Annotated in this window: 20 protein-coding genes; 11 read left to right on the top strand and 9 right to left on the bottom strand. The window is 70.9% G+C overall.

All coding sequences use genetic code 11. The features are described 5' to 3' along the window. Positions 1-35 precede the first annotated feature (35 nt). Positions 36-212 carry a hypothetical protein gene (locus ACFQ9V_RS06030; RefSeq protein ID WP_382458264.1) on the top strand — a complete coding sequence of 59 codons (177 nt, stop codon included), beginning with the start codon at positions 36-38 and terminating at the stop codon, positions 210-212. Positions 213-222: 10 nt separating this feature from the next. Here the strand turns inward: ACFQ9V_RS06030 and ACFQ9V_RS06025 are convergent, their stop codons facing one another. Beyond that, positions 223-543, bottom strand: coding sequence for a hypothetical protein (locus tag ACFQ9V_RS06025; RefSeq protein ID WP_382458263.1), 321 nt, complete (start codon positions 541-543; stop codon positions 223-225). A gap of 84 nt (positions 544-627) precedes the next feature. On the opposite strand from ACFQ9V_RS06025, the gene ACFQ9V_RS06020 reads away from it, so the two are divergent. Further along, positions 628-1,164, top strand: coding sequence for a dihydrofolate reductase family protein (locus ACFQ9V_RS06020; protein ID WP_382458262.1), 537 nt, complete (start codon positions 628-630; stop codon positions 1,162-1,164). 18 nt (positions 1,165-1,182) lie between these two features. On the opposite strand, the gene ACFQ9V_RS06015 is transcribed toward ACFQ9V_RS06020, so the two are convergent. Next, positions 1,183-1,824: a winged helix-turn-helix transcriptional regulator gene (locus ACFQ9V_RS06015; RefSeq protein WP_382458261.1), complete on the bottom strand. Its 642-nt coding sequence runs from the start codon at positions 1,822-1,824 to the stop codon at positions 1,183-1,185. Positions 1,825-1,829: 5 nt separating this feature from the next. After that, a complete protein-coding gene (locus ACFQ9V_RS06010; protein ID WP_370055785.1) occupies positions 1,830-2,264 on the bottom strand; it encodes a VOC family protein in 435 nt (144 codons plus the stop codon). 232 nt (positions 2,265-2,496) lie between these two features. Between ACFQ9V_RS06010 and ACFQ9V_RS06005 the strand changes: the two genes are divergently transcribed. After that, positions 2,497-3,768 (top strand): ATP-binding protein, encoded by a 1,272-nt coding sequence (locus tag ACFQ9V_RS06005; protein WP_382458260.1) that lies wholly within the window; start codon positions 2,497-2,499, stop codon positions 3,766-3,768. 19 nt (positions 3,769-3,787) lie between these two features. On the opposite strand, the gene ACFQ9V_RS06000 is transcribed toward ACFQ9V_RS06005, so the two are convergent. After that, on the bottom strand, positions 3,788-4,588 hold the full coding sequence (locus ACFQ9V_RS06000; RefSeq protein ID WP_382458259.1) for a thioesterase family protein: 801 nt from the start codon (positions 4,586-4,588) through the stop codon (positions 3,788-3,790). A gap of 48 nt (positions 4,589-4,636) precedes the next feature. Between ACFQ9V_RS06000 and ACFQ9V_RS05995 the strand changes: the two genes are divergently transcribed. After that, entirely contained in the window at positions 4,637-4,780 is a 144-nt protein-coding gene (locus ACFQ9V_RS05995; RefSeq protein ID WP_382458258.1) for a hypothetical protein, read from the top strand. A gap of 158 nt (positions 4,781-4,938) precedes the next feature. After that, a complete protein-coding gene (locus ACFQ9V_RS05990) occupies positions 4,939-7,116 on the top strand; it encodes a cell wall-binding repeat-containing protein (RefSeq protein ID WP_382458257.1) in 2,178 nt (725 codons plus the stop codon). Positions 7,117-7,150: 34 nt separating this feature from the next. On the opposite strand, the gene ACFQ9V_RS05985 is transcribed toward ACFQ9V_RS05990, so the two are convergent. Further along, positions 7,151-8,095 (bottom strand): helix-turn-helix domain-containing protein, encoded by a 945-nt coding sequence (locus tag ACFQ9V_RS05985; protein WP_382458256.1) that lies wholly within the window; start codon positions 8,093-8,095, stop codon positions 7,151-7,153. A gap of 292 nt (positions 8,096-8,387) precedes the next feature. Here ACFQ9V_RS05985 and ACFQ9V_RS05980 point away from each other — a divergent pair, with 292 nt between their 5' ends. The 4 genes from ACFQ9V_RS05980 to ACFQ9V_RS05965 all read left to right on the top strand — a co-directional run bounded on the left by ACFQ9V_RS05980 (position 8,388) and on the right by ACFQ9V_RS05965 (position 11,241). Next, on the top strand, positions 8,388-9,062 hold the full coding sequence (locus ACFQ9V_RS05980; RefSeq protein WP_382458255.1) for a GntR family transcriptional regulator: 675 nt from the start codon (positions 8,388-8,390) through the stop codon (positions 9,060-9,062). Further along, entirely contained in the window at positions 9,062-9,709 is a 648-nt protein-coding gene (locus tag ACFQ9V_RS05975) for a GntR family transcriptional regulator (protein WP_382458254.1), read from the top strand. Before ACFQ9V_RS05980 ends, ACFQ9V_RS05975 begins: the two co-directional genes overlap by 1 nt. A 9-nt stretch (positions 9,710-9,718) precedes the next feature. Next, positions 9,719-10,405 (top strand): SDR family oxidoreductase, encoded by a 687-nt coding sequence (locus ACFQ9V_RS05970; protein ID WP_382458253.1) that lies wholly within the window; start codon positions 9,719-9,721, stop codon positions 10,403-10,405. A 104-nt stretch (positions 10,406-10,509) separates the two neighbouring features. Further along, positions 10,510-11,241 carry a hypothetical protein gene (locus tag ACFQ9V_RS05965; protein ID WP_382458252.1) on the top strand — a complete coding sequence of 244 codons (732 nt, stop codon included), beginning with the start codon at positions 10,510-10,512 and terminating at the stop codon, positions 11,239-11,241. A 22-nt stretch (positions 11,242-11,263) separates the two neighbouring features. Here the strand turns inward: ACFQ9V_RS05965 and ACFQ9V_RS05960 are convergent, their stop codons facing one another. The 4 genes from ACFQ9V_RS05960 to ACFQ9V_RS05945 are packed head-to-tail and all read right to left on the bottom strand — an operon-like array spanning position 11,264 to position 13,798. Further along, positions 11,264-11,824, bottom strand: coding sequence for a GNAT family N-acetyltransferase (locus tag ACFQ9V_RS05960; protein WP_382458251.1), 561 nt, complete (start codon positions 11,822-11,824; stop codon positions 11,264-11,266). A gap of 31 nt (positions 11,825-11,855) precedes the next feature. Beyond that, positions 11,856-12,191 (bottom strand): GNAT family N-acetyltransferase, encoded by a 336-nt coding sequence (locus ACFQ9V_RS05955; protein ID WP_382458250.1) that lies wholly within the window; start codon positions 12,189-12,191, stop codon positions 11,856-11,858. A gap of 47 nt (positions 12,192-12,238) precedes the next feature. Then, positions 12,239-13,240 (bottom strand): phospholipase D-like domain-containing protein, encoded by a 1,002-nt coding sequence (locus ACFQ9V_RS05950; RefSeq protein ID WP_382458249.1) that lies wholly within the window; start codon positions 13,238-13,240, stop codon positions 12,239-12,241. A 3-nt stretch (positions 13,241-13,243) separates the two neighbouring features. Next, on the bottom strand, positions 13,244-13,798 hold the full coding sequence (locus tag ACFQ9V_RS05945; RefSeq protein ID WP_382458248.1) for a hypothetical protein: 555 nt from the start codon (positions 13,796-13,798) through the stop codon (positions 13,244-13,246). 167 nt (positions 13,799-13,965) lie between these two features. Here ACFQ9V_RS05945 and ACFQ9V_RS05940 point away from each other — a divergent pair, with 167 nt between their 5' ends. Continuing rightward, positions 13,966-14,412: a hypothetical protein gene (locus ACFQ9V_RS05940; protein WP_382458247.1), complete on the top strand. Its 447-nt coding sequence runs from the start codon at positions 13,966-13,968 to the stop codon at positions 14,410-14,412. Between the two features lie 294 nt (positions 14,413-14,706). Continuing rightward, the gene (locus ACFQ9V_RS05935) at positions 14,707-15,192 is read left to right on the top strand and encodes an FBP domain-containing protein (RefSeq protein WP_382458246.1); all 486 of its coding nucleotides are present in this window, start codon (positions 14,707-14,709) and stop codon (positions 15,190-15,192) included. Positions 15,193-15,200 lie beyond the last annotated feature (8 nt).

Raw genomic sequence — 15,200 nt, 5'->3', positions numbered from 1 at the left:
GACCTCCCGTCGTCGTCCCGCTACCGTCTCACGACGTGAGCCGTCCGCCGCTGAACCGAACCGCCGTCTGGGTGCGGGAGCGTGCCTGCGTGCCGCTCGTGCTGGCCGAGGCGCGCGGCGCGGCCGTGCGGAGCGCCTCGGCGCAGGTCACCGAATTGGCCAGCGCGCGGCAGCAGCCGGGTCGACGCGCACGCCGGCGCCGCGCGGCCTGAGCGACCCGGTTCAGGAGTCCATGCCCACCGCGGGCTCGCCGACGAACTGGTGCGCCTCCGCGGCCAGCTCGGGCCAGTCCTCCGGGTCGGCGACGCTGACCCAGGCCCCCTTCGCCTCCGCTCGTCCGGCCGCGACCGGCGCGGCCACCTCCCGCCCGACGAGGTCGCCGGCGCGCGCCTCCGGCAGGTCGACGACGAGCTCGCCGTCGTCGAGGTAGGCGAACAGTGTCCCGCGCACGTGCAGGCCGGCGGCGGTATCCGACACGTCGAGGTCGGGGTCCTGCAGCAGCTGGGTGGTGAGCAGATCGTACGAGACGACGGGGTCGGTCATTGCGGATCCTCTCGGTCGGCCTACCTTCTATACAAGCGGATGCGCGGGGCGCTGCACAGTGCCCCGTTCGACAGGAGGGTGCGCATGCGGAAGATCGTGGTCTACGAGCTGGTGTCGCTCGATGGGGTGGCGGAGGATCCTGACGCGTTCATCCCGGACTGGGACGAGGACATGGACGCCAACCTGGGCACGGTGATCGGGTCGCAGGACGCCGTCATCCTCGGCCGCCGCAGCTACGACGAGTGGGCGCGGTTCTGGCCGGGCAAGGACATCCAGCCGTTCTCGGACTTCATCAACGGGGTGACCAAGTACGTCGCGACGTCGGCGCCGCTGGGGCCCGCGTGGTCCGGCGCGGAGGCGGTGGACGGCGACATCGTGGAGTTCGCGCGACGGCTGAAGGAGGGCGACGGCGGCGACATCGGCGTGCACGCCAGCATCTCGGTCGCCCAGGCCCTGCTAGCCGGAGGCGTCGTGGACGAGCTGCGGCTGGTGATCGCGCCCGGCGTCGCCGAGGGCGGGCGGCGGCTGCTGGAGGGCGTGCCCGCGCTGCGGTTCGAGACCATCGCGAGCGCCGTGTCCTCCACCGGCTACCTCCTGCTCGGCTACCGCGTCCTCCGCTGACGCCTTCCCGCCGAGGGGTCAGGCGGCGAGGTGGAAGGTGGTGGCGAAGCGCGTGAGGAGCGTGCGGGGGCCGCGGAGGACCTCCACCACCCCGGCGTCGATCGCGGCCTCCGGCGTGAGCTCCCCCGAGATGAGGCGGCGGATGCCGGGCCCGCTCGCGAACGCCAGGTCGGCCGGCCCGTCGCCGCGGGCGACGACCAGGCGCGGCCCCTCCACGTGGATGAGCAGCCCGTCGTCGCCGAACCGCGCCCCGTAGGCCGTGGCCGGAAGCTCCGCCGCGACCTGCGGCTGGAACGCCGTGCGCAGCGACATCGTCATCGAGTCCGGGGTGATGATCTGCTCGTCGCGCGGATCGCCCAGCGCCTTGAACCCCCAGGCGCCGAACGCGAGCACGACCGGTTCGAGCTCCCTCCCGTACGGCGTGAGCTCGTAGAGGATGATGCGCGAGCGCGGCGCCCGGCGGATGATGCCGGCCGCCTGAAGCTCCTTGAGCCGCGCCGCCAGGATGTTGCTCGGGATGCGGGGAAGCCCCGCGGCGAGCTCGCCGTAGCGGCGCGACCCGACGAGCAGGTCGCGGACGATCAGCAGCGCCCAGCGCTCCCCCACCAGCTCCAGGGCCTGGGTGATCCCGTCGTACTGCCCGTAGTCGCGCGCGACCATCGACCTCAGGCCTGCTGGCTCAGGTACGCCTCGGGGCCCTTGGCGGCGGCGACCGGGTCCATCCAGCCGAACTCCAGGATGTTGCCGTCCGGGTCGGTGAGCTGGCGCTGGTACATGAAGCCGTAGTCTGCGGGCTCCTTGGTCTCCGTGCCGCCCGCTGCCAGCCCGTCCGCGACCGTCGCGTCGACGATCTCCCGGCTGTCGAGCATGACGGAGGTAGAGGCCGAAACGTTCTTCGTGGGCTCGCCGACCGGGAGGTCGGTGAAGCTCTGGAAGAAGTCGCGCGTGACGATCATGAAGTAGTTGTGGTCCTCCTCGACGACGACGCAGGCGGCGTTGTGGTCGGTGAAGAGCGGGTTGATGGTGAATCCGACGGCCGAGTAGAACGCCTTGGCGCGCTCCAGATCGGTCACGGGCAGGTTGACGAACATGGCGGTCATCGTGGTCTCCCTTGTCATGGTCCGCTGTTGATGGTGTCGATACTTGCAAAAAACAAGTGTGGCGTCAAGGGGTGATTCTCCACCGCGGCCGCGAACCTCCCAGCCATACTCGAAGACCCCGAGCAAGGCCCATCGAAAATCTCAAACAGTGAGCCTCGAAAAACCCAAATAGATTGGCTCGAAAATCGAAAATAGAATGGCTCGAAAATCTGAAACAGACTACACTCGACCCATGTCGACCGCAGAGAGCTCCTTGCTGAATCGACGAGCCCTCCGCGTTGCACTCCGACGCCTCGCCGAAGACCCGGTCGTCCTCCTCGAGGGTCCGAGAAGTGTCGGCAAATCGACCGCGCTCCGTGAGTTGGCCACAACCGCCGGCTCGACCATCCTCGATCTCGACGACCTCGCAACACGCGACGCGATCTCCTCCGATCCAGCGTTGTTCCTGACGGGCGAGCCGCCCGTGTGCATCGACGAATACCAGAAGGTTCCGGCCATTCTCGACGCCATCAAAGCCGAACTGAATCGCGCGACCTCCCCTGGACGCTTCCTCCTGGCCGGCTCGACGCGCTATGAGGCACTCCCGCAAGCTGCTCAGTCATTGACCGGGCGCCTCGACCGAGTCGCGATCCAACCGTTCACCCAGACGGAGATCGACGGCACCGAGAACATCTTCGTCGAACAGCTGTTCGGTCATCCCGAATCGCTCATCACGAGCGCTTCGTCCTCGACCTCTCGTGACGATTACATCCAGAGGATCGTCCGGGGCGGGTTCCCGTTGGCGATCGAGCGGCCGACTCCTGCGTCCCGTTCACGATGGTTCGAAAGCTACGTGCGGCTCACGCTGGAAAGGGATGCCCAGGAACTCGGCAAGCTCCGGCAGGCCACCGTCCTCCCCCGCCTCCTCGCTCGCCTGGCCGGTCAGACCGCCCAAGTTCTGAGCCTCACGGACGCGGGTGCCGATATCGGCCTGTCCGCCCCCAGCGTCGAGAGCTACACACGCATCCTCGAAGCGGTCTTCCTCGTCCACTTGCTGCCCGCGTGGGGAACGACTCTGACCGCTCGCACCAGCAACCGACCCAAGATCCACGTCGTCGACTCCGGCGTCGCGGCGCACCTTCTGCGGCTGAGTGCCGACCGATTGGCTCGGCGCGACGCCACGGCACTCACCGAGTTCGGCCATCTCTTGGAGACGTTCGTCGTAGGGGAAGTCGGTCGGCAGACCAGCTGGATGGACGGCATCGCTGGAACAGGACATTGGCGCACCTACGACGGCGACGAAGTCGATTTCGTCGCCGAACTCCATGACGGCAGTGTCGTGGCTATCGAGGTGAAGGCAGGCCGGCGAGTGGCTGGAACCGACTTGAACCCCCTCCGACGCCTGCGGGATCGGCTGGGAGACCGTTTCGTCGCCGGAGTGGCCCTCTATCTCGGGGAGCGTTCCTACAGCTACGAGGACCGCCTCCACGTCATCCCGGTCGACAAGCTCTGGCTGAGCTACTGACCCAGCGGGCCGCCAGTCCCTACTCCGTCAACCGCCGCACCGTCAGCGACTGCTCCGCGAACCCCACCGCCCCCGCCAGGTCGTGCAGCACCGAGCGCGTGACCCCGAGGCCCGTCGTCCCGAACACGACCTCCGTGTCCAAACCGAGCCAGCCGCCGCTCGGCGCCCGGTGCAGGTGGATGGTGAGGTCCACGTTCGGGAACATCCACCGCGTCGGGTGCTCGCGTACCGCGACGCCGTTCGCGGTGTCGACCAGCATGATCCACGCCGTCACGGGATCGACGTCCACGCCCTCGATGAGCTCGCAGCCTGTCGATAGCCAGACTGTCGCGCGGCCCGCCTCCGGGGAGTGCACGGCCCGGGTGTCGAGGGAGGCCACGTAGCCGCCCTGCCAGGCCTCCATCATCGACCACGGGGTCGCCGACTCGGGCGACGGCAGCGGCCCGGCGGCGCCACCGGCCACCTCGGCGGTGTCGAAGTCGGCCAGCAGCCAAGCACGCGCCTTCACGGCGGTGCGGCCGCGGATGACGGCCGTGGCCTCCACAAGCTCGATGGTGCGGCCGGGGCGGATCGTCTCGACCGAGAGCTCCACCTCGTCCAGGGCGAGGAAGCCGAGGATGTCGAAGCTGATCCGGGCGAGCTGCAGCGAGGCGCTCGCCTCGGCCGCGTGGCGCAGGATCGCGTGCGTGATCAGGCCGCCGAGCGGGCTGAAGTGCATCTCGTCGTCGGCCCACGCGCCGCCGGCGTGCGGGGTGGGGGTGAAGACGCTCTCGCTCCGCTGCACGAAGTAGGCGTCGGGGATGGTGGTGTCGGCGTTCATCCCCTCCAACGTAGGCGCAGGAGGGCCTCCCGAGCGACACTAGAGCGTATGAGCAGACACGAACGCAGGCGGGAGGCCGAGGCCGAGGCCCAGGAGCGGGCTCAGGCGGAGGCGGCGATGGAGGCGACCGAGACCGACGACACGTCGGTGGACGCGGACGAGACGCTGGAGTCGGAGGAGGAGCCGGGCTGAGCCAGAGCACCGGGCCGCCCCCGAACGGGTCCTTGACCGTGCGGTGCAGCGCGCGGATAGACTCGATCGCCCGCTGACATCCGCGGGCTGCCTGCGCAGCACGTGCGCGCGAGGGGCGCGCACGACGTCGTGCGTCTCCCGGAACGGGAGGCGGACTCGTGAAGAGTCGCGTTGCGCTGCGCTCGGTGTCGATCCTCGTCGCGGTCGGGATGGCCGCGGTCACCGGTCTCGTCGCCACCGTTCCGGCCCAGGCGACGCCCGCCCCCACGCCCCCTGCGACGCCGGCGGCGGCGGTCAGGAAGGTCGCGCTCTCCGATCCCGCCGTGTCGAGCCGGACGCTGGCCGACACGCGCGGCAACATCTGGAGCCTGGAGGAGCACGGCCTCACCGAGGTCCACGCCGACGGCTCGACCACGTTCTTCGCGGCGGGAGGCGGTCGCTACCCGATGAATTTCGCGGTCGCGCCCGACGGTGACGTCTGGTACACGAGCGGCCCCGGCGGCTCCAGCAACACGACGGTGACCAGGATCGCGGCCGACGGTCAGGTCACCGATTTCGCGGACGCCCTCGTCGGCCAGGTCATCATCGGCCCGGACGGCACCGTCTGGCAGCTCGGCTACCCGACCGACGTCCAGCGGATCGGGCCGGATGGGACGATCACCCGGTTCAGCACCGGCTCGGAAGTCACCGCGCATGCCTTCGCGTCCGACGGCACGCTGTGGTTCGGGGCAGGCGACACGGTCGGCTGGGCCTCCCCCACCGCCGCGACCGCGAGCACCCTGACGACAGGGCGGGTCGCGAGCAGCATGATGGTCGCGGCTGACGGCTCCACCTGGCTCGCAGAGTCGGGCGCCATCGCGTCGATCCACTCCTCGCACACGCTAACCGCGTTCGCCCTCCCCGGCAACGAGACACCGACGGATCTGATCCAGCTCGGCGACGGCAGCATCTGGTTCTCGGCGAGCGCGGGCGGGGCCGCACCCTACGTCGGCAAGGTCGCGTCCGGCGTCGTCACGACCTTCGACATCGGGGCGACAGCGCAGACGACCCTCGGCAACATGGTGCTGGGGCCGAACGGGGACCTGTGGCTCTCCGACCAGCTTCCCGACCCGAACCAGGGCCTCCTCTTCCTCGACCGCGTCGTGCGCGTGGCACCGGACGGGACGTACGCGAAGTTCCTGACGGACCAGCTGGACGACCGGATCACCCTGACCGTCGCCCCGGACGGGACGCTGTGGTACCAGACGCAATACGACGGCGCCCTCTCCTCGCCGGACGAGACACGGTCCAGGTACACAGCGACCGTCGGCACGGACGGCAGCCTCAGGAACCTCGTGCAGACCGGCTGGACGGCCGGCGGTGTCACCTTCGACTCGACGGGGAATGCCTGGACGCTCGACTACGACGACGGCGCCCTGTTCGAGATCTGGCCGACCAGCACCTCCCGGGTCTCGTCGACCGACCGCTTCGCGACCTCCGTCGCGATCGCGCAGGCCAACTACCCGACGACCGCACCGATCGTCTTCGTCGCGTCGGGGACGAACTACCCCGACGCACTTTCGGCCGGACCGGCGGCCGCGGTCTCCGGAGGGCCGCTGCTGCTCACCGCCCCGCAGGAGCTTCCGCAGGTGGTCGCCGACGAGATCACCAGCCTCGCGCCGGCGAGGATCGTCGTCGTCGGCGGCCCGAACGCCGTCTCCGACGCAGTCCTCGCCCGCCTCGGCCAGATCGCTCCGACTACGCGGGTGTTCGGAGCGGACCGCTACGACACTTCGCGGACGATCGTCCAGGACTTCTTCCACGGCGGCGCGGCCGCCGTCTTCGTGGCGACGGCCTCCAATTTCCCCGATGCCTTGGCGGCGGGCGCTGCGGCCGGATCCCTCGGCTTCCCGCTCCTTCTCGTGAACGGCTCGGCGACAACGGTGGACGACCCCACGCTCAACCTGATCCACACCCTGCGACCGAGCAGGATCCTGGTCGCGGGAGGGGTCAACGCCGTGTCCGACGCGGTCGCGTACCAGCTCAGCCTGATCACGCTGACGACGCGACTCTCGGGAGCGGACCGGTTCGAGACGGCGGCGGCCGTCGACGAATTCGTCTATCCGGCGACGAGGACCATCCCGAACGCGCTGATCGCCACCGGGATGAACTTCCCCGACGCGCTCTCGGCGTCCGCGTGGGCGGCCTCCACCAAGTCGCCGTTGTTCGTCGCGTCTGCAGGATGTGTGCCCGCCCGCACGCTCGGAGACATCATCCAGCGCAAGTCGCCGCAGGTCACCGTGGTCGGCGGGACCAGTGCGCTGACACCGGCGATCGATCAGCTCACGAGCTGCTGACGCGGGGCGGCCTCTGGAACCACTCCGCCTCCGCCTACGCGCCGGACCCCACCGGGTCCGCGCCGTACTCCTCGCGGTAGTGGCGCACGAAGACCGCCTCCGACGAGAAGCCCCACAGCTCCGCGGCCGCGCGCACCGTGATCGGCGTGCTGGTGAGCTGGTCGCGTGCGCCGTTCAGCCGGGATCGCCGCAGGTAGGTGGTGGGTCCGAGGCCGTCCGGCTGGGAGCGGAAGGCGAGCACGAGCTCGCCGGTGGACGCGCCGGCGGCGTGGGCCGCGTCCTCGATGGTGATCGGCAGCGCTGCGTGGTCGCGCAGGTACCGCGCGCCGACGCGGAACACGCGCGCCCGGCGCTCGGCGGACACGCGGAGCTCGCGCCGGTCCCCCACCAAGCGGAAGGTCTCCAGCGCGGCGACGGCGAGCTGACGGTACGTGGTCGCACGAACCGTGTCGTTCGTGAGCGCGCCCGTCCTCCACTCCCGCCTGGCGACCTCCAGGGTCGCCAGCCAGCAGGCGGCGCGACGGGCGTTGACCGGCCGGGGACCGTCGAAGCGGAGCTCCAGGTCGTCCCGCGCGTAGAGCAGCCGGGCGGTGCGGGTCAGGTCGGGCACGCGGAACGCGACGGCGCGACCCTCCAGGTCGGACATCCGGTGCACGGACTGCTCGCCCGGCTGGAAGATCACCGGGTCTGCCGCGAAGCTGCCGGTCTCCTCGCCGACCTCCCAGCCGCTGCCCGGCGTGCCGGTCGAGATGAGGAGCACGTCCGGGTCGACCACGCAGCGCAGCTCGCCGAGCATCAACGCGTCTGCGAGGAGGAAGCGACCGTCGCCGACCACGTGCTCGGCGTAGCCGGAGAAACGACGGCCGAGCTGCACCCGCCCGTACTGGCCGGCCAGGTACGCCTGCGTCTCGTCGCGGTCGCGCGAGCGGAACCGGCGCTCGAAGTACGTCGGCGATGGATGGTCGACCGGGGATCCCATACGGGAACCTCCTCCATCCGGCCAGGCCGGTGCAGCGGAAGAATTTGAGGGGTCCTGCGTACCCGAAACGCAGGACCCCTCGACGGGCGCCCAACACCCGAAAATCCGGGAGCCCGTCGTGCGGAGGGACCGCTGGGGGCGGGCCCTCCCTGGGGGTTAAAGGGACGGAATCGTCTTCCTGCACCGAGTATACGTCGAGATTGGAACTTTAATCCAGGCTCTAGTTCCACCCATCCGTCCCCTATCGGTACGATCGGAGAAACGCGCGTGCGCGCGAGAGAAGGTGGGGGAGATGCCCGTCCCGGGGGTGTCGGAGGTCCGGCATACGCGTGTGCTGGCACGTGATCGCGCGTACGAGTCGCTGCGGACGGCGATCCTCGACGGTACGATCCGGCCCGGCGAACGCCTGGACGACGCCGAGCTCCAGGCCTGGCTCGGGATGTCGAAGACGCCGATCCGGCAGGCCCTCCACGCGCTGACCGTCGAGGGCTTCGTGGAAACCGCCGCCCAGTCGTACACCCGCGTGGTCGAGCCGCGGGTGGAGGACGCCGTCCTGCACCTGCAGACCATCGGCGTGTTCGTCCTCGGGGTGCTCGACCTCACCCTCGACCGCCTGACCGACGCCGACCGGGACGCCCTCGTCGCGGACGTCGACCGCCTGATCGCCGCACTGGAGGCCGCCGACCTCGACGCGTCGCTCGCGGCCTCCCAGCGGTACTACGGGCGGCTGATGGCGCTGTGCCCGAACCTCGTGCTGCTCCGGCTGGCCGCGCGGACGCTCGCCGCCCGTGCGTTCTACGTCGGGGTCGCCTACCGCGCGCTCGGGATCGACTGGCCGGAGGCCGCGCAGGCGTACGCCGCCCTGCGCTCGGCGCTCGCTTCGGCGGACTCCCGCGGTGTGGACGCGGCGGAGCGGGCGATCTTCCGCATCGACGCTCCGCAGGCCGCCGGGGAGGGACTGGACTGATGCCGATCCCCCGCTCCCCCGAGAACACCACCACCCCCCGCGAGCTCGTCCGCGAACGCGTCTACGCGCAGCTCAAGGAGGCCATCCTCTCCGGCGTGCTGCTGCCCGGCGAGCGCCTGGACGAGGCCGAGCTGCGCGGCTGGCTCGGCGTCTCCGGCACGCCGATCCGGCAGGCGCTGCACACGCTCAGCCTGGAGGGCCTCGTGGAGACGGCGCCGCAGTCGCACTCCGCCGTCATCGCGCCGCGGCCCGAGGAGGCGCGCGACACCCTCCAGACCATCGGCGTGCTCGTGACCGGCGCGACCATCCTGGCCCTGCCGCACCTGACCGCCGAGGACCGGACGCGCCTCGCCGCGCAGGCCCGCGACGTGACCGTCCAGCATCACAGCGGCGACATCCCCGCCATCACTATTGCCGCCGGGGCGTACTTCGGGTCGATCGTGCAGGCATGCGCGAACCCGGTGTTCATGCAAGTGGTCGCGCAGACCGGGCCGTCGCTGAGCTATCACGTCACCGTCACCCATCGTGCGCTCGACTCCGATCTGGGGGAGCTGGCGGAGGGCTACACGGAGCTGTCCGCGGCACTGCTGGACGGGGACGACGAGCGCGTCATCGACGTCACGAAGCGGATCTTCCAGCTGGCCTAGGCTCGGGGCATGGCTCAGAACTCCCGACCCGTCGCCCTGATCACCGGAGGGTCGCGCGGCATCGGCCGGGCCATCGCCGTCGAGCTGGGCAGCACTCACCACATCCTGGTCGGCGGCCGGGATGCCGCGGGCGTCGCGTCGGTGGTGGAGGAGCTGCCGTCGGCCGAGCCGTTCGTCGCGGACCTGACCGGCGACACACTGCCCGCCCTCCCGGATCGGCTCGACGTGCTCGTGCTGTCCGCCGGCGTGGAGGATGGCGGCACCATCGCCGAGACGGACGACGCGACCTGGCGGCACGTGTTCGAGGTCAACGTCTTCGCGGTCGCGGCGCTGCTGCGGGCGACCCTCCCCGCGCTCCGAGAGGCCGGCGGGATTGTCGTCGCCATCAACAGCGGGTCGGGACTGAGCAGCGGGGCGAGCGGCGGCGTCTACTCCGGCTCGAAGTTCGCCCTGCGCGCGCTCACCGACGCGCTGCGCGAGGAGGAGCGCCCGAACGGCGTCCGCGTCACCAGCATCCACCCCGGCCGGGTCGACACGGATATGCAGCGCGCGCTCGTCGCGCGCGAAGGACACGACTACGACGCCGCGTACACGATCACTCCTGAGATGGTCGCGGCCACCGTGCGCGTGGCGGTCGACCTGCCGGGCACCGGGATGGTGGAGGCGCTGACGGTGCGGCCGGTGCGGCGGCGCTGAGCGCGTACCCGTCCCGAACCCGTCCTTTACGATCCCCGAACATTCCCCGACGAGGCTGGACTCAGCCGGAAAACCCCGGCCGCTTACCTCTGAACGGGAGAACCATGTCCAGACGATCCATCGGCATCATCACGGCGGCGACCGCGGGAATCACGTGCGCGGCCCTCATCGGCGGCCCGGCCTTCGCCGACACCCCGACGCCGACCCCGACCCCGTCCGCCTCGCACGCCCCCAAGACGCTCTCGCAGCTCCAGGCCGCCGGCGCGAAGGCCACGAGCGACCGCGAGACCAAGCTCACCGCGGCGATCGCGAAGGTCGACGCCGACACGACCCTGACCTCCAGCGACAAGTCCACGATCCTCGCGACCCTCGACGCCGACCTCGCCGGCATGAAGTCCTCGGCCTCGGCCATCGCCGCCGACACCACGACCACCCAGGCCGCCGCCGACCTCACGAAGGTCTTCACCTCCTACCGCGTGGACGCCGTCGCCCTCCCCCAGGCACGCCTCGTGGCGGATGCCGACCGCCTCACCGGCACCACGATCCCCAAGCTCACCAAGGAGCAGTCCACCCTCGCCGGCCTGCTGTCGGGCAAGGACAAGGCGAAGTCGACCTCCGCGCTGCAGTCCGACCTCAGCGACATGAGCGCACAGCTGTCGACCGCGTCCCACGACGCGAGCGGAGTCGCCGCCGCGGCCCTGGCCGTGACCCCGGCCTCCTACGACTCCAACCACTCGGCGCTGTCGTCGGCGAAGTCGTCGCTGACGTCCGCGCGCGCGGCCGTGAAGAAGGCGCAGGCCGACGCGAAGGCGGTCAGGCAGGCGCTGAAGAAGTAGGGGCGGAGGCCGAGCGCGGCGGTCAGACCGACGCCGCGCCGGCGCCCTCCCACTCGGATGCGAGCAGCGACCACAGCTGCTTGTCATGGAACGCCCCGCCGACGGGCCACGCCTCCCGGAGCACGCCCTCCAGCGTCATCCCCAGGCGGCGGGCGACGGCCGAGCTGCGCTCGTTGTCGCTCCGGCAGCGCCACTCGGCCCGGTGCATGCCGCGCTCGTCGAACGCGTAGGCGAGCAGCTCGCGCACTGCGCCCGTGATGTGGCCGTGGCCTTCGGCGCCCGGCTCCAGCCAGCAGCCCACCTCGAAACCGCCCGTCGCCGGCACGAAGTCCACGAACATGACCCCGCCGACGAGCGTGCCGTCCGACCAGATGCCGTAGATGCCCGCGCCCTCCCTGGCGGCGCGCTCGGCGTACCGGCCGAGCGTCGCGCGGGCGCCCGCGACGTCCTCCGTGACGAACGACGGCCCCACCCACGGACGGATGTGCTCCCTGGCGCGGTCGAGGTGCGCGGCGAACTCCTCCGCCATCCAGGGCTCGAGGGGGCTGAGCCGGGCGCCGGAGGCGAGGGTCTTCGAGAACATGAGGGCAACGCTACCGGTGCGGCGAACCCCCTCAGCGGAGCGCGCGCAGGTCGAACGCCCACGCGTTGACCGTGATCGGCACGCCCTTCGGGTACTCGGAGTCCTCGACCCCCGTGTTCACGAACCCCACCGAGCGGGCGAGCGCGTTGGAGGCCGCGTTGTCGACGCGCGGGAAGGCGAACACGGTGTCGCGGTCGGCCCGGGCCGCGGCATGTTCGAGCAGGAGGCGCACGGCCGCCTGCGCGTAGCCGTGGCGCTGGTAGCGCACGAACACGAACCAGCCGCACTCGTACACGGCGTCCCCGTGATGCTCGATCTGCCAGTATGCAGCCGCGCCGACCGGCTCGTCCGCCGTGCCCGACCACACTGTGAACGGCGAGATGGTCCCGTCCGCCTGCCCCCGGATACCCCGCCCTAGAACCGCCCCGTCCCCCGCAGCCGCCCAGGCCGCGAGTCGGGGTCCATGACGAACCGGTAGAGCGGTACCGCCCAGGCACGCTGCAGCCACGTCACCGCTTCGATGCGGTGGCGTCGGGCCTGACCGCCCGGCCGGGGCGATCGGCCTCCCGTTCGGTGCCAGGCGTCGAGCGCGTCGCTGCTCTCGGTCCAGAGCGCCAGCCCGTCGGCTGCGTCCGTGATGCGCGGGTCGTGCCGGTCCAGGCCGAGGTGCTCGGCCCAGAGCCGAGCACGGAGGTCGCGGGCGATGTCCCCTCCGACGATGGCGCAGGTGAGCTCGCTGTCGCTGGTCCAGGAACGCAGGTTGAAGTTGTCGGAGCCGCACGTCATCCAGGTGTCGTCGATGATGCAGATCTTCGCGTGCACGTAGATCGGAGTGCCCGCGTCGTTCTCGAGGTCGAAGACGCCCACCCGGTCGGGCGCAGCGCGGCGGAGCAGCGACACGGCCCGATGTTGCGCGAGGCGCCCGGGAGGGCCCGAGATCCCGCCGTCGTCGTCCGGATAGCGCGGCACAGCCACGATCACCTGCAGCGCGGGGTTCGACTGCAGGGCCTTCGCGATCCCGGCGACGACCTCCCTGGACCAGAGGAACTGGTCCTCGATGTAGATGAAGGAGCGTGCGCGGGCGAAGGCCTTGAGGTAGGCGCGGGCGATGCTGCGCTCCCCGTGCGGCGCGAACGGGAACGCCGGTCGCTTCGGTGCGTACGTCCGCAGAACCTGGACGGCGTGCGTTCCCGCCACCGGAGGCGGAGGCGCGGCCTCCGGGAGCGGCTTCGGGTGCCGTGGCATGTCGGCGAGACGCTGGACGAGCATCCGGTACGGGTTGCGGTGGTCCAGCGCGTGCGGGTCGTCCCAGCGTTCGGAGAACGTGTCGAGGAGGTCGCCGACCACCGGTCCGCGCAGTTCGAGTGCGGCGTCGTGCCAGGGCGGACGTTCGCCGTACCGCGGGTCGATGCCCACCGCCTACGGGTCCCCCGCGTGCCCGATGTCGTCCCGGCGGCTGTGGCAGAGGTCGATCCCGCCGACGAACGCGACGTCCCGGGCCGGGTCGTGCGTGTGCCGCACGACGAAGAGCTTCTGATGGTGCGACCCGAAGGCGCGCACCCGCTGGTCGAGCAGGACCTCGCCGCCCGCGTCGTTGATCTCGCGGCCCAGCAGCGCGTTCGTCAACCCGCTCATCGGCCCTCGGACGCTCTGGCCGTGGGAACGCCACACCAGGCCGCGCACCTCCACGCCCGCCCGCGCGATGTCCGCCAGCAGCTCCCCGATGGTCGGGCCTCCCGGCAGCAGCAGCTCGTCCTTGTCGCCACGCCAGTCGGTGAAGAACACCCTGTCGCCCGGCTCCAGCGCCGACAGCTCCTCGTGCAGCCGCGCGAAGTAGGCCGCGCCGTGGACGAGAGGCCGCACCAGGTTCCCCTCCGACCAGGACGCGCTCCCGGAGGGCCCTGCCTGCACGGCGGACGCCGGGTTCCCCCGCTCGGCTCGGCTCAGGAACCACTCGGACGCGTCAGTCGGCACGTCAGGCACTCTACGCCGACGGACACTGATCGCCGCGCCTCTGTACCGGCGGACGCCCGCGGGAGCAGAATGGTCCCGTCCGAGCCGCATCTCAACGAGCCGCATCTCAACAAGCCGCATCTCAACGAGCCGCATCTCGGCGAGCCGCATCGCGAGGCAGGGAGACCATGTCCGAATCCGCCGCACCGTCCGCCGCACCGCGCCCCACGCCGAGCCCGACCGAGAGCCTGCGCCGTCGCTCGCGGGAGGCGCTGTCCGCCCTGGCCCTCCAGTTCCTGCTCGGGATGGCAGCCAACCTCATCGGCGACCCGAAGGGCACCTTCGCGATCGTCGTGGACACCATCATCATCATCTTGCACATCCTGGTCGCGATCGGCCTGGTCGTGGTCAGCATCCGGCTGCTCCTCGCCGCCCGCAAGGCCGGCGTCGGCCAGCGTCTGGCGCTGTGGGGCCTCATCGTCATCGTGATCACGTTCCTCGCGGGCGTCGGCACGATGGTCACCGGGAACGAGTGGGCGTCGTACGTGATGGCGGCCGGGTTCCTGGTCGCGGCCGCCCTCTACGGCGGCACGTTCTTCGCGTCGTACGGGATCGGCAACACCTCGCGGGCGTAGCCGGAGGCCCCTGCCGCCGCCCGGGCGTGTCGTAGACTACTCGGGTGGATCGGTTCATCGCGTCTCAGCCCGTCGGGCGTCTGGAGGTCGTCGGCGTCCTCATCGCCGGCGTGAGATAGCCCCGCCTCTCTTCCCGTGATCCCGCGCGCCCTTTTCGCGCGCTCCCGCTCGCGTTCGTGCGCGCTCCCGCGCCGTGGCCCCGCAGTTCCGCGCCGGCCCCGCGAGCACCCCATCACGCCGGACCCGTCGCCGTCCCCGGCGTCCGCGGTCCGCAGACAGACAGGACACCCATCCATGCTTCCCGTGAACGAGCAGCAGCTCCGCTCCTCCTTCGTCAACGCCTCCCAGCGCGAGCGCAAGGAGCTCACCCTCCCCGACCTGGCGAGCACGCGCTGGGACGACCTCGACTACCTCGGCTGGCGCGACCGCAGGAACCCGAACCAGGGCTATGTGATCGCGGAGGTCGACGGCGAGCTCGTCGGCGTCCTGCTGCGAAAAGCCGATGGCGGCATCCGCAGCCGGCCGCAGTGCTCGTGGTGCGAGGACGTGCACCTGCCCAACGAGGTCGTCTTCTTCATCGCGAAGCGCGCGGGCGCGGCCGGCCGAAACGGGAACACGCTGGGCACGCTCGTGTGCGCGGGATTCGAGTGCTCGGCGAACGTCCGCAAGCGACCGCCGCTCGCCTACGTCGGATTCGACGTGGAGGCCGCCCGCCTCCAGCGCATGAAGGCGCTGCGGGAGCACGTCACGACCTTCGTCCGTCGCGTCGCCGAGGGCTGAGTCCGGGA

It is taken from the genome of Leifsonia sp. NPDC056665, from assembly GCF_042791795.1.
In the GTDB taxonomy this organism is placed as follows: Bacteria; Actinomycetota; Actinomycetes; order Actinomycetales; family Microbacteriaceae; genus Leifsonia.
Note: the sequence above shows the minus strand (reverse complement) of the source record. Positions and strands in the feature narration are given on the sequence as shown.